This is a genomic window from Enterococcus sp. DIV1337a (genome assembly GCF_051712285.1).
GTDB lineage: Bacteria > Bacillota > Bacilli > Lactobacillales > Enterococcaceae > Enterococcus > Enterococcus faecalis.
Map to the genome: position 1 here is coordinate 584794 of NZ_JBIOOP010000001.1, position 13295 is coordinate 598088.

General features: G+C 39.4%; 12 protein-coding genes. All 12 read left to right on the forward strand.

Annotation, left to right across the window (positions count from 1 at the left end; genetic code table 11):
• Positions 1 to 6: 6 nt before the first annotated feature.
• The 12 genes from IGL49_RS02870 (at position 7) to alr (ending at position 13284) form a co-directional block, all read left to right on the forward strand.
• Entirely contained in the window at positions 7 to 1095 is a 1089-nt protein-coding gene (locus tag IGL49_RS02870; RefSeq protein WP_104854234.1) for a DUF871 domain-containing protein, read from the forward strand.
• An 8-nt stretch (positions 1096 to 1103) separates the two neighbouring features.
• The gene (locus IGL49_RS02875; protein ID WP_104854233.1) at positions 1104 to 2213 is read left to right on the forward strand and encodes an amidohydrolase/deacetylase family metallohydrolase; all 1110 of its coding nucleotides are present in this window, start codon (positions 1104 to 1106) and stop codon (positions 2211 to 2213) included.
• Complete coding sequence (locus IGL49_RS02880; protein WP_104854232.1) at positions 2203 to 3309, forward strand: DgaE family pyridoxal phosphate-dependent ammonia lyase; 1107 nt, start codon at positions 2203 to 2205, stop codon at positions 3307 to 3309. The genes IGL49_RS02875 and IGL49_RS02880 overlap by 11 nt, the downstream gene beginning before the upstream one ends.
• A gap of 3 nt (positions 3310 to 3312) precedes the next feature.
• Positions 3313 to 4056, forward strand: a complete 744-nt coding sequence (gene dagF, locus IGL49_RS02885; protein ID WP_104854231.1) for a 2-dehydro-3-deoxy-phosphogluconate aldolase — start codon at positions 3313 to 3315, stop codon at positions 4054 to 4056.
• A gap of 9 nt (positions 4057 to 4065) precedes the next feature.
• A complete protein-coding gene (locus IGL49_RS02890) occupies positions 4066 to 5076 on the forward strand; it encodes a sugar kinase (RefSeq protein WP_104854230.1) in 1011 nt (336 codons plus the stop codon).
• 93 nt (positions 5077 to 5169) lie between these two features.
• Positions 5170 to 6198 carry a DNA topoisomerase II gene (locus IGL49_RS02895; protein WP_104854229.1) on the forward strand — a complete coding sequence of 343 codons (1029 nt, stop codon included), beginning with the start codon at positions 5170 to 5172 and terminating at the stop codon, positions 6196 to 6198.
• Complete coding sequence (locus tag IGL49_RS02900) at positions 6195 to 6641, forward strand: YaiI/YqxD family protein (RefSeq protein WP_104854228.1); 447 nt, start codon at positions 6195 to 6197, stop codon at positions 6639 to 6641. The genes IGL49_RS02895 and IGL49_RS02900 overlap by 4 nt, the downstream gene beginning before the upstream one ends.
• A 140-nt stretch (positions 6642 to 6781) precedes the next feature.
• A complete protein-coding gene (locus tag IGL49_RS02905) occupies positions 6782 to 7852 on the forward strand; it encodes a D-alanine--D-alanine ligase (RefSeq protein ID WP_104854227.1) in 1071 nt (356 codons plus the stop codon).
• 78 nt (positions 7853 to 7930) lie between these two features.
• A complete protein-coding gene (locus IGL49_RS02910) occupies positions 7931 to 9304 on the forward strand; it encodes a UDP-N-acetylmuramoyl-tripeptide--D-alanyl-D-alanine ligase (protein WP_104854226.1) in 1374 nt (457 codons plus the stop codon).
• A 302-nt stretch (positions 9305 to 9606) separates the two neighbouring features.
• Complete coding sequence (gene cshA / locus IGL49_RS02915; RefSeq protein ID WP_164982949.1) at positions 9607 to 11154, forward strand: degradosome RNA helicase CshA; 1548 nt, start codon at positions 9607 to 9609, stop codon at positions 11152 to 11154.
• 631 nt (positions 11155 to 11785) lie between these two features.
• Complete coding sequence (gene acpS / locus IGL49_RS02920; protein ID WP_104854223.1) at positions 11786 to 12139, forward strand: holo-ACP synthase; 354 nt, start codon at positions 11786 to 11788, stop codon at positions 12137 to 12139.
• A 29-nt stretch (positions 12140 to 12168) separates the two neighbouring features.
• Positions 12169 to 13284 (forward strand): alanine racemase, encoded by a 1116-nt coding sequence (gene alr / locus IGL49_RS02925; RefSeq protein ID WP_104854222.1) that lies wholly within the window; start codon positions 12169 to 12171, stop codon positions 13282 to 13284.
• The last annotated feature ends 11 nt before the right edge of the window (positions 13285 to 13295 follow it).

Consider the following 13295-nt stretch of genomic DNA (forward strand, 5'->3'; position numbering starts at 1 on the left):
ACGAAGATGAAAAGAGCATTAGGTGTATCAGTTTATCCAGATCATAGTGATATCAATCAAGATAAAGCGTATTTAAAAAAAGCCAGCGAATGTGGGTTTACTCGAATTTTTATGAGTATGTTAGAAGTGACCGATGGCAAAGAAGCGGTTCAGAAAAAATTTAAAGAATTAATTAGTTATGCGAAAAATTTAGGATTTGAAACAATTTTAGATGTCGTTCCAAGTATCTTTGATGAATTGGACATTTCATATGATGATTTGACTTTTTTTAGCGAATTAGGAGCTGATGGGATTCGGTTGGATACAGGTTTTGATGGAAATAAAGAAGCCATGTTGACGTTTAATCCATTCGGCGTGGCTATTGAGCTGAATATGAGTAATGATGTTGCTTATCTTGATAACATTTTAACGTACGAAGCGAATCGACCTTTCTTATATGGTTGTCATAACTTTTATCCACAAGCGGGAACTGCATTGCCGTATGATTTCTTTGAAAAATGTAGCATCCGCTTTAAAAAGGAAGGGATTCGGACAGCTGCTTTTATTTCATCACAGGTAGGTGAAATTGGTCCTTGGGATGTGAATGATGGTCTACCTACTTTAGAAATGCATAGACAGTTGCCAGTCACTGTTCAAGCTAAACATTTATTTGCAACAAATTTAATTGATGATGTTGTTATTGGAAATGCTTATGCTTCCAACGAAGAATTAGAAGCATTGGGTCAGTTGAATCGTTATCAAACAGAATTGACCATTGTTTTTGAAGAAGCGACTTCTGAAATTGAAAAAGAAATCGTAACAAAAAATCAACATTTTCGCCGTGGAGATATCACTCAGCAGATGATTCGTTCCACTGAAGTGCGTAAAAAATATAAAAATGAAGCTAATCCCCCACATGATAATCAAGCAATGCTACAACCTGGAGATGTTGTTGTGGGAAATGATGCATTTGGAAAATACAAAAATGAATTACAAGTCGTTTTAGAACCACATCAAGACTCACGCAAAAATCGAGTAGGGCGTATTATAGAAGAAGAACTTGTATTATTAGAATTCATTAAGCCTTGGACAAAATTTAGATTTATAGAAAAGTAGGGAAGAATATGGACTACGATTTACTTATAAAAAATGGACAGACAGTAGATGGTATGCCTGTTGAAATTGCAATTAGAAAGAAAAAAATAGCTGCTGTTGCAACAACTATTTCAGGTTCTGCAAAAGAAACTATCCACTTAGAACCAGGTACTTATGTATCCGCAGGCTGGATAGATGATCATGTTCATTGTTTTGAAAAAATGGCTCTTTATTATGATTATCCAGATGAAATTGGGGTCAAAAAGGGAGTTACGACAGTGATTGATGCTGGGACAACAGGCGCTGAAAACATTCATGAATTTTATGACTTAGCACAACAAGCAAAAACAAATGTTTTTGGATTAGTTAATATTTCTAAATGGGGCATCGTTGCTCAGGACGAACTCGCAGATTTAAGTAAAGTGAAAGCGGGTTTAGTCAAAAAAGCGATTCAAGAATTACCAGATTTTGTTGTAGGGATTAAAGCCCGTATGAGTAGGACCGTTATTGGCGCTAACGGCATTACGCCTTTAGAATTGGCCAAACAGATTCAGCAAGAGAACCAAGAAATTCCCTTAATGGTTCACATTGGATCAGCACCGCCTCATTTAGATGAAATTTTAGCCTTGATGGAAAAAGGGGATGTCCTAACCCATTGTTTTAATGGGAAAGAAAATGGCATCTTAGACCAAGCAACGGATAAAATAAAAGATTTCGCTTGGCAAGCTTACAACAAAGGGGTCGTCTTTGATATCGGGCATGGTACGGATAGTTTCAATTTTCACGTAGCTGAAACAGCGTTGCACGAGGGAATGAAAGCTGCATCAATTAGCACAGATATCTACATCCGTAACCGAGAAAATGGTCCTGTTTATGATTTAGCCACAACGATGGAAAAACTCCGTGTGGTCGGCTATGATTGGCCAGAAATTATTGAAAAGGTAACCAAGGCTCCTGCTGAGAATTTCCATTTAGCTCAAAAAGGCACATTAGAAATAGGTAAAGATGCTGATTTAACGATTTTTACGATTCAAGCAGAAGAAAAAACATTGACTGATTCTAATGGATTGACACGAGTAGCCAAAGAGCAAATTCGCCCAATCAAAACAATTATTGGAGGACAAATCTATGACAATTAGTTACGAAAAATTTCACTTAAAAGAAGTTATCAACGCTTCTGGAAAAATGACCATTCTAGGTGTCTCCAAAGTTTCGGAGGTAGTCCTCGCGGCTCAACGATTCGGCGGCGAACATTTCTTTGAAATGAGTGAACTTAGTGTGCAAACAGGGGCCTTTTTAGCCAACTTGTTGAAGGTAGAAGATGCCCAAATCGTTTCCTCGGCTTCGGCAGGGATTGCCCAATCGGTGGCTGCCTTGATTGGAAAAGGCAGCTTGTACCACGCGTATCATCCCTATACAGAAAAAATTGAACAGCGAGAGATTGTTTTACCTAAAGGGCACAACGTGGACTACGGCACGCCTGTAGAAGTCATGGTAGCGCAAGGTGGTGGCCAAGTAGTGGAAGCTGGCTACGCCAACATGTGCAGTCCAGAACACGTGGAAATGATGATTTCTGAAAAAACAGCGGCCATTCTATACATCAAAAGCCATCATACCGTGCAAAAAAGTATGCTGACGGTGGCCGAAGCGGCCAAAGTGGCGCAACGCCACAAGGTGCCGCTGATTGTTGACGCGGCAGCAGAAGAAGATCTTTTCAAATACACTGAAGCAGGCGCTGATTTGGTGATTTACAGCGGCGCCAAAGCCATTGAAGGGCCAAGTGCTGGTTTAGTGGTCGGGAAAAAAGAATACATTGACTGGGTGCGCCTGCAAGGCAAAGGCATTGGTCGAGCAATGAAAATTGGCAAAGACAATATCCTAGGCTTTACGCAAGCAGTGGAAGAATACTTGGCGCATGGCAGTGAATCAGGGGCTTCGATGCAAGAGCGCTTAAAACCGTTTGTTGAAGCCATCAACAACTTGTCAGATTTAACCGCTAAAATTGTCCAAGATGGCGCTGGTCGAGACATTTATCGCGCCAGTGTCAAAGTGGACGGCAGAAAAACTGCCAAGGAAGTCATCCAAGCCTTAAAAGCAGAAAGTCCAGCTATTTATACGCGAGAATATCAAGCCAACAATGGCATCATTGAATTTGACATTCGTTCTGTCAATCAAGAAGAAATGAACAAAATCGTGCAACGATTACAAGAAATTATGGACACAAAGGAGAAATAAGCCATGTCATTAAAACCTAATTATTTAGAAGAACGCATTTGTTTAAACGTCTTAGCCAATTCAGTAGAAAATGCCCAAGCCTGTTATGAAGCAGCAGAAGGGCATGTTGTGTTAGGCGTCCTTTCAAAAAACTATGAAACCGATGAAGTAGCCATTGACGATATGAAAAAATACCAAGCAGCAACCAACAACGCTTTATCTGTCGGCTTAGGGGCTGGCGATCCAAATCAAAGTCAAATGGTGGCTCGCTTATCAGAAGTTCTACAACCGCAACACGTGAACCAAGTCTTCACAGGTGTCGGCGCTTCGCGGGCCTTACTTCGTCAAGACGAAACAGTGATCAATGGCTTGGTTTCACCCACAGGCAAAGTTGGCTATGTCAACATTGCGACAGGTCCGTTAAGCTCGGGTGCGCCAGCGGCGGAAGTGCCTATCGAAACCGCCATCAAATTGTTGAAAGACATGGGGGGCAGTTCCATTAAATATTTCCCGATGAAAGGCTTGGCTCACAAAGAAGAATATCAAGCAGTAGCAGCAGCTTGTGCCAAGTATGACTTTTACTTAGAGCCAACAGGGGGCATTGATTTAGAAAACTTTGAAGAAATTGTTCAAATTGCGGTGGATGCCGGCGTTAAAAAAATCATTCCTCATGTCTACAGCTCAATTATCGATCAAGAAACAGGGGACACTAGAACAGAAGACGTGAAAACGTTACTAACCATGATGAAAAACACATTGAATAAGTAGGTGGCAAAGATGAAAATTGCTGCGTTTGGTGAAGTCATGCTTCGTTTCACTCCGCCAGAGTATCTAATGTTAGAACAAACAGAGCAGTTAAGAATGAACTTTGTAGGGACTGGCGTAAATCTCTTAGCAAATTTGGCTCATTTTCAACTAGAAACAGCATTGATTACGAAATTACCCGCCAATCGTCTTGGTGAAGCTGGCAAAGCAGCGCTAAGGAAGTTAGGGATTTCAGATCAATGGATAGGGGAAAAGGGCGATCATATTGGTAGCTTTTTTGCAGAAATGGGTTATGGAATCCGACCCACACAAGTAACTTATCAAAACCGCCATCAGAGTGCTTTTGGCATCAGCGAGGCGAAGGACTACGATTTTGAGGCCTTTTTAGCGGAAGTAGATCTGGTGCATATTTGTGGTATTTCGTTAAGTTTAACTGAAAAAACTCGTGATGCTGCTTTGATGCTTGCTCAAAAGGCTCATGTCTGTCAAAAGAAAGTTTGTTTTGACTTTAACTATCGACCTAGTTTGAATACAACAAATAGTGCGCTCTTTATGCGTCAACAGTACGAACGCATTTTACCTTATTGTGATATTGTTTTTGGTAGTCGTCGTGATTTGGTCGAGCTATTAGGTTTCATTCCGCGAGAAGATTTAGAAGGTGAAGCACAAGAAACAGAACTGATTCAGCGCTTCATGTCTCAATACAATTTGGAATGGTTTGCTGGGACAACGAGGAGTCATTCCCAAAATCAAAACTACTTAAGTGGTTATTTATATACCCAAAATGAATCCCAACAGAGTGAAAAAAGACCGCTTCTTAATCTTGATCGAATTGGCGCTGGTGATGCTTATGCGGCGGGGATTTTATATGGCTATAGCCAGAATTGGTCGTTAGAAAAGGCAGTTACCTTTGCCACAGTCAATGGGGTCCTTGCACATACGATTCAAGGAGATATTCCTTTGACAACGGTCAAACAAGTGAATCACGTTCTTGAGCATCCGAATATTGATTTAATTCGTTAAAGAAGAAAACCAGAAGAAAAGGCGTGTGTGGCTTTTCTTCTGGTCTTTTTTTCATTATAATTAAAAGAAACAGATTGCAAAGGAGGCAGCAGGATGAGTGTTGCACATCTTTTAACAGTTTTAGAAAATGATGAATTTATTGAACGGATTCAAAAACGACCAGAAGCGTTCATTGGAACGACTGGCTTAGTCGGCTTAGAGAATTTACTTGTTCAGACAATCAATGGTTTATTAGAGTTTTTCATTGAAAAGAATCAAGGGAAAATTGCTATAAAGTTATCGCGTCAACAAATCTCTTTTCAGGTATCTTCCGCACGACCGCTTGTTTTTGAACAAAAGCAAGTCGATTTAGAACCACCGTTTCTGTATTTATCTGTTTTACAAGCCTTCTCAAAACAAGTAGGGATCAGTATCGATCAAGAAAAACAGCGAACTATTTTTATTTACCATCAAGGGCAATTGAAAAAACGATTATTGTTACCTATTGAAGAAACCCAAGAACGGATTGAAGTCTTATTTTGGCCAGATCCGCAAATTTTTGGTGCAGAATCGCTTTCTTATATGCGTGTTTTACAACATTGTCAACAGATTGCCATGTTAAATCCAGGCTTAAAGATTCTTTTAACACAGGAAGATGAACAAAAAAATCTTTGTTATTACCCTAAAGGTTTAAGTAATTATTTATTTGAAAACGATAACCCATTAACTAGAAAAGCCGCACCGATTATTCAAGCCAAGCAAACAGAATTGGCCCTTGTTCAATTTATTTTGAGTAAAAATCATGCGCCGCAAGTGCAAAAAACGTTTGTTAATGGGCATTATCCCAGTCTTGGCGGAACCCACTATGAGGGATTTCTTGATGGCGTAGTAGCCGCCTTTAATCAATTTTTAGAGGAGCAACATTACTCATTATCTGTGACAGCAGATAGTTTTTTAGCAGAATTTGATTTTGTTTTAGCCGTTACGATACCAAAGCCCCGCTACACGGATGCAACGAAAACCATTTTAAGAAATACAGAGTTATATGAAGTGGTCAAAGAAGTCGTTTTTGATGAATTACAACACTATTTTCAACGTCATCCCAAATGGTTAGAGCAAGGAAGAATCGAGGGAAACGAATGAAAATTTTTGTCGATGGCGATGGTTCGCCTGTGAAAGAGACGGTTATTGAAGTCGCTGTAGAGAAAGCTTTGGATGTGGTGATTGTTACTAGTGTAGATCATTATTCCTTAAAAGATTATCCAGAAAATGTCTCTTTTGTGTATGTTGATAAAGGAGCGGATGCTGCCGATTTTAAAATTGTGCAGTTAATAAAAAAAGGGGATCTTTTAATTACACAAGATTATGGCTTAGCTTCCTTGGTTTTGCCAAAAGGAGTGTTGGTTTTACATCAACTGGGTTATCAATATACGAAAGAAAATATTGATGGATTGTTAGAACAACGCTATTTTAGTGGCCAAATTCGGCGAAAAGGTGGCCGAACGAAAGGACCTAAACCTTTTACAGACGAAGATAGAACAACGTTTAAACAAGCCCTTATTGAGCTGGTGGAACGGAGTCTTTAGTAAGGAAAAGGCAAGCAAAGAATTTTTCCTTCACTAAATTTGCTTCTATTATGAAACTGGGTTTTATGCTAAAATAAGTAAGGATAATTTGAAAAATAATTTTTTCTAAAAGACAGGAAAGAAACTAGGAGGACAAGCATTTGAAGATTATTTTGTTGTATGGCGGCAGAAGTGAAGAGCACGATGTGTCTGTTTTGTCTGCATATTCCGTTTTAAATGCAATCTATTATAAATATTATCAAGTACAGTTAGTCTTTATTAGTAAAGATGGTCAATGGGTAAAAGGCCCTCTCTTATCTGAACGACCACAAAATAAAGAAGTTTTACATTTAACTTGGGCACAAACACCTGAAGAAACAGGCGAATTTTCAGGAAAACGTATCAGTCCTTCGGAAATTTATGAAGAAGAAGCGATTGTTTTCCCTGTTTTACACGGGCCAAATGGTGAAGATGGAACAATTCAAGGATTCATGGAAACCATTAATATGCCTTATGTGGGCGCAGGCGTCTTAGCTAGTGCTAACGCAATGGACAAAATCATGACGAAATATCTTTTACAAACTGTTGGCATTCCACAAGTACCATTTGTGCCAGTTTTAAGAAGTGACTGGAAAGGAAATCCGAAAGAAGTCTTTGAAAAATGTGAAGGATCTTTAATTTATCCGGTCTTTGTTAAACCTGCCAATATGGGTTCTAGTGTCGGAATTAGCAAAGCGGAAAATCGTGAAGAATTGCAAGAAGCATTGGAAGAAGCTTTCCGTTATGATGCCCGAGCAATTGTTGAACAAGGGATTGAAGCACGTGAAATTGAAGTAGCCATTTTAGGAAATGAAGATGTCCGTACGACTTTACCTGGTGAAGTGGTGAAAGATGTCGCTTTCTATGATTATGATGCCAAATACATCAACAACACGATTGAAATGCAAATCCCTGCGCATGTGCCAGAAGAAGTAGCCCTTCAAGCGCAAGAATACGCTAAAAAAGCGTATATTATGTTAGATGGAAGCGGCTTAAGTCGCTGTGATTTCTTCTTAACAAGCAAAAACGAATTATTCCTGAATGAATTGAATACCATGCCTGGTTTTACTGACTTTAGTATGTACCCCTTACTATGGGAAAATATGGGCTTGAAATACAGTGATTTAATTGAGGAACTGATTCAGTTAGCTTTGAATCGTTTTAAACAACGCCAAGAATTTTATAATAACTAAGAAGAAAAAATCACACAAGACTGGGACATGACAAGACTTTGGCATGTCCCAGTCCCTGTGTCAGAGGAGCAAAACATAATGAAATTAACCTTCTGGGAAGTAGCGCAAGCGGTTGAAGCCAGTAATGATTGGCAACAATGGCCTGATTTTCCTTTAACAGGCATTGAATTTGATAGTCGTAAAATTGTGAAAGGAGACCTCTTTGTTCCTTTACAAGGTGAAAATGATGGTCATCGTTTTATTGAGAGTGCCATGGCTAATGGCTGTCAGGCCGCTTTTTGGGGACAGGATTTAGTCGATGCACCGCAACAATTGCCTGTTTTGCATGTTATTGATCCACTGGTTGCTATGCAAAAATTAGCTACCTATTATTTAAATAAAATGCAACCGAATGTCATCGCTGTGACTGGTAGTAATGGAAAAACCACCACTAAAGATTTGATTGCTGCTGTGTTATCTGAAAAGTTTGTGACTTACAAAACGCAAGGCAATTACAATAATCAAATTGGCTTACCCTATACTATTTTACACATGCCTGATGAAACAGAAAAACTGATTTTAGAAATGGGCATGGATCATGCTCAGGAAATTTCTTTCCTTTCCAATCTGGCTCAGCCAGAAGTTGCCGCCATCACAATGATTGGCGAAGCCCATGTGGAAAATTTAGGCTCACGAGCAGGCATTGCACAAGCAAAAATGGAAATCGTAGATGGTTTAGCCAAAGACGGTAGTTTATTTGTGCCAAGCGATGAACCTTTGTTAGAACCATTGGTGGAAAAAGTCACGCAACAAGTGATTACTTTTGGTTTTAGCCAGGAAAGTCAACTTCAAGGAATCGTCATAAATGAAGCCAAAGAGCAAACCTCATTCAAAATCAGTGATACACAAATGACGTTTACGATTCCAGTGCCAGGAACCTATAATGTCACCAATGCATTAATCGCAATCGGGATTGGTCGGTATTTCCAATTAACGGATAGGGAGATTCAAAAAGGTTTGGCAACAGCGGAGCTAACAAAGAATCGGACAGAATGGTTGAAAGCAGCGAATGGGGCCGAAATTTTAAGTGATGTTTACAATGCTAATCCGACAGCCATGGGTCTTGTTCTGGACAGTTTTAGCAAAATGTCCAAAGTAGGAAAACGGATTGCTGTTTTAGGAGACATGCTGGAATTAGGTCCTGATTCTGTTGCCATGCATCAAGCAATGGCACAGCATTTAGCACCAGACGCGATTGAAGAAGTCTTTTTATATGGCCCTGAAATGGCTTATTTAGCCGATAAGTTGCAAGAAACCTATGCACCAGCTAACATTCATTCTTTTAAAAAAGAAGAAAAAAATGAGTTGATTGAAGCTGTCAAAAAAGTCTTACAGCCAGAAGATATGGTGGTTTTAAAGGGAAGTAACGGGATGGGACTTCGTGAAGTCATCGATGCACTTTTGGAAAAGTAAATAAGTTTCATAAAACTTGCTGAAAATAGGATTCTATGATAGAATGACCTATTGCCGGAAGATGACGAGAAAAATTGAATCGTAGTAAATAAAATAGATCTATTTCTATGTTTAATAATAAATGTGAAGCTGAACGACCACGTTTGGCTTTTCTAATGCCATAAGGTGAATTTTTCGGTGAAATCAGGAAAGAAGAAATAGTTGGCACACTATAATGGATTTCTTTTTAACAACTGAAAGTGAAGACACCTGAAACTAGGAAGAAATCGTTCTTTCCGAAACAAAATCTAGGAGGATATCATTTGAAATTTAAAGAACTTGGTTTAGCGCCAGAATTATTATCAGCGGTAGAACGCGCAGGCTTCGAGGAAGCAACCCCTATTCAATCAGAAACAATTCCGTTAGCGTTAGCAGGAAAAGACGTAATCGGACAAGCACAAACAGGAACAGGGAAAACCGCTGCTTTTGGCTTACCAATGCTTAACAAAATTGACGCAGACAACCGCGTTATTCAAGGATTAGTCATTGCACCAACCCGTGAGTTGGCTATCCAAACACAAGAAGAGTTATTCCGTTTAGGCCGCGATAAAAAGATTCGCGTCCAAGCCGTTTACGGCGGGGCTGATATCGGTCGCCAAATCCGTGGACTAAAAGATCGTCCACATATTGTTGTAGGTACACCAGGACGTTTACTAGACCATATTAACCGTCGTACCTTGAAATTAGAAACTGTTGAAACATTAGTTTTAGACGAAGCAGATGAAATGTTAAACATGGGCTTCTTGGAAGACATTGAAAAAATCATCTCACAAGTGCCAGAACAACGTCAAACACTTCTATTTTCAGCAACTATGCCGCCAGCAATCAAGAATATTGGCGTGAAATTCATGAAACAACCAGAACATGTGAAGATTAAAACCAAAGAAATGACGGCTGATTTAATTGATCAATATTATGTACGTTCAAAAGACTTTGAAAAATTTGACATTATGACACGTTTACTAGACGTGCAAACCCCAGAATTGACCATTGTCTTTGGTCGGACAAAACGCCGTGTTGATGAACTTGCCCGCGGGTTAGAAGCGCGTGGTTACAAAGCAGAAGGCATCCATGGCGATCTATCACAACAAAAACGGATGAGCGTTTTACGTTCATTCAAAAATGGTAACTTAGATATCTTAGTGGCAACAGATGTAGCAGCACGTGGGTTAGATATTTCAGGTGTCACCCATGTCTATAACTACGATATTCCACAAGATCCAGAAAGCTATGTTCACCGTATTGGTCGGACAGGTCGTGCTGGTAAAGGCGGTATGTCTGTAACGTTTGTAACACCAAACGAAATGGGCTACTTACATGTCATAGAAAACCTAACGAAAAAACGGATGACACCATTACGTCCACCAACCGAAAAAGAAGCATTTAAAGGACAATTAAGTGCAGCAGTTGAAACCATCGAAAGTGATCTAGAAGAAAATGGTTTAGACAAATATCTAGAATCTGCTGAAGCGTTATTAGAAAAATATTCAGCGACAGACTTAGCTGCGTTATTATTAAAAACAGTAGCGAAAGATCCAGCAGATGCGGTTCCTGTAAAAATTACCCCAGAACGTCCATTGCCTTCAAATAAAAAAGGCTTTAACAAAAATGGCCGTGGTGGTGGCGGTGGGAACAACCGTAATCGTAACCGTGGTGGCAATGGTAAAGGTGGTAGCTATCGTGGCAACAAAAACCATAAAGATGGCGACCGTAATTACAAAAATAGCGACCGTAAAAATAAAGATCAACGTGGCGGTAAACGTCATAACGATAAAAAACGTGGTTTCGTCATTCGCGAAAACGCCAAATAATCAAAAGAGCGAGTGTTCCGTCTATGAACGGAACACTCGCTCTTTTTTGGTAGATAATCGTTAAATAGAAAAACTCAAAAAAAGTAAAAAAGGCATCAAAATGATATAAAAAAAGAAAAACGCTAAAATTATCCAAGTTTTCAACGGGGAAGATTGATTGAAGAGTTTCAGTTTTTGTTGTAGCAAATGAATGGTTACGATCCAAACCAGTTGCAAGAGAAAAAATAGGCTGGGATTTTTAAAGAAGATTGGAAATATGTAAAGCAACAAAGTAACAATAAACAGGGCGCAACAAAGTACCTTTTTTTGCCGAGAAGTTAAAGTCATAAGTTTTTCTCCTTTTTCTTTTTATTCTCCCATAAATAGCCAAAATTTTCTATAAAATATCTGAACATCCGCTTAGTTTCCTGATTTTTTTCTGATACTCTTCGGTTGTTGTCTTACTTTTATAAAAATTCAGAAAAACTTTATAAAAATGTAAATAGGAAGAAAACGTATGGTACTTCAATTTGTGTGAGAATCGTGTAAAACATTATTTATTTTTTTAGCGAATCAGTGGAAAAATTTTGAAATTTTGTTAAAATGAAAGGTAATTCGGAGTAACTATATTAAATAGGAAGTAAGGCGGAAAATGATAAAAGGAATTGGTATTGATGCAGTAGAATTAAGTCGAATAAAACCGATTGTTGAAAAACAGGGATCGTTTATTCAACGGGTTTTAACACCTAACGAATTGACTCTTTTTCAAAAGTTATCTACAAAGCGTCAAATAGAATTTTTAGCTGGTCGCTTTGCTTGTAAAGAAGCGTTTTCTAAAGCATGGGGCACTGGGATTGGCAAAGTTGGTTTACAAGATATTGAGGTGCTGACTGAAAAAACAGGTGCACCATACGTAGCAAACTCGCCCCATAATGGTAAAGTGTTTGTCTCGATTACGCACACAGATACTATGGCGATTGCACAAATTGTTTTAGAAAGCGAATAACAGAAGCAAAGAAGAAAGAAGGATGTACAATGGTCGTTGGATGGCATCGTCCTACACGGTTACATATCGATACGCAAGCAATTACTGAAAATGTCCAAAAGGAATGTCAACGTTTGCCAGAAGGAACCGCTTTATTTGCGGTTGTAAAAGCGAACGGCTATGGGCATGGCGCCGTAGAATCCGCCAAAGCGGCGAAAAAAGGTGGCGCGACAGGTTTTTGTGTCGCCTTATTGGATGAAGCAATTGAATTGAGAGAAGCAGGTGTTCAGGACCCCATTTTAATTTTGAGTGTGGTAGACTTAGCTTATGTGCCTTTGTTGATTCAATATGATTTATCTGTAACGGTAGCTACACAAGAATGGTTAGAAGCTGCTCTTCAACAACTAACGCCTGAGAGTAACACGCCATTACGTGTTCACTTAAAAGTCGATACTGGCATGGGACGGATTGGCTTTTTAACCCCAGAAGATACTAAGCAAGCAGTGCGGTTTGTTCAATCCCACAAAGAATTTTTATGGGAAGGGATTTTCACTCATTTTTCAACAGCTGATGAAATCGATACAAGCTATTTTGAAAAACAAGCAGGGCGTTTTAAGGCTGTTCTAGCAGTTTTAGAAGAGTTACCTCGGTATGTCCATGTTAGCAATAGTGCGACAGCGTTATGGCATCCTGATGTGTCAGGAAACATGATTCGCTATGGTGTAGCCATGTATGGTTTGAACCCTTCAGGTAATAAGCTGGCCCCAAGCTATGCGTTAAAGCCGGCCTTGCGGTTGACCAGTGAACTCATCCATGTAAAACGCTTAGCGGCTGGCGAAGGAATTGGCTATGGCGAAACCTACGTGACTGAATCCGAAGAGTGGATTGGGACAGTGCCAATCGGTTATGCAGATGGCTGGTTGCGTCATCTCCAAGGATTTACAGTGCTCGTGAATGGCAAGCGTTGCGAAATCGTTGGACGAGTGTGTATGGATCAATGTATGATTCGTTTAGCAGAAGAAGTTCCTGTCGGCTCAGTCGTTACATTAGTTGGAAAAGATGGCAATGAAGAAAATACGTTACAAATGGTAGCCGAAAAATTAGAAACCATTCATTATGAAGTTGCATGTACTTTCTCACAAAGAATCCCCAGAGAATATAACTAGATAGGAGGTTC

Excerpts from the sequence above, each read along its gene's own strand:
- IGL49_RS02870 (WP_104854234.1), top strand. The coding sequence starts at position 7 with ATGAAAAGAGCATTAGGTGTATCAGTTTATCCAGATCATAGTGATATC.
- IGL49_RS02875 (WP_104854233.1), top strand. The coding sequence starts at position 1,104 with ATGGACTACGATTTACTTATAAAAAATGGACAGACAGTAGATGGTATG.
- IGL49_RS02880 (WP_104854232.1), top strand. The coding sequence starts at position 2,203 with ATGACAATTAGTTACGAAAAATTTCACTTAAAAGAAGTTATCAACGCT.
- dagF (WP_104854231.1), top strand. The coding sequence starts at position 3,313 with ATGTCATTAAAACCTAATTATTTAGAAGAACGCATTTGTTTAAACGTC.
- IGL49_RS02890 (WP_104854230.1), top strand. The coding sequence starts at position 4,066 with ATGAAAATTGCTGCGTTTGGTGAAGTCATGCTTCGTTTCACTCCGCCA.
- IGL49_RS02895 (WP_104854229.1), top strand. The coding sequence starts at position 5,170 with ATGAGTGTTGCACATCTTTTAACAGTTTTAGAAAATGATGAATTTATT.
- IGL49_RS02900 (WP_104854228.1), top strand. The coding sequence starts at position 6,195 with ATGAAAATTTTTGTCGATGGCGATGGTTCGCCTGTGAAAGAGACGGTT.
- IGL49_RS02910 (WP_104854226.1), top strand. The coding sequence starts at position 7,931 with ATGAAATTAACCTTCTGGGAAGTAGCGCAAGCGGTTGAAGCCAGTAAT.
- acpS (WP_104854223.1), top strand. The coding sequence starts at position 11,786 with ATGATAAAAGGAATTGGTATTGATGCAGTAGAATTAAGTCGAATAAAA.
- alr (WP_104854222.1), top strand. The coding sequence starts at position 12,169 with ATGGTCGTTGGATGGCATCGTCCTACACGGTTACATATCGATACGCAA.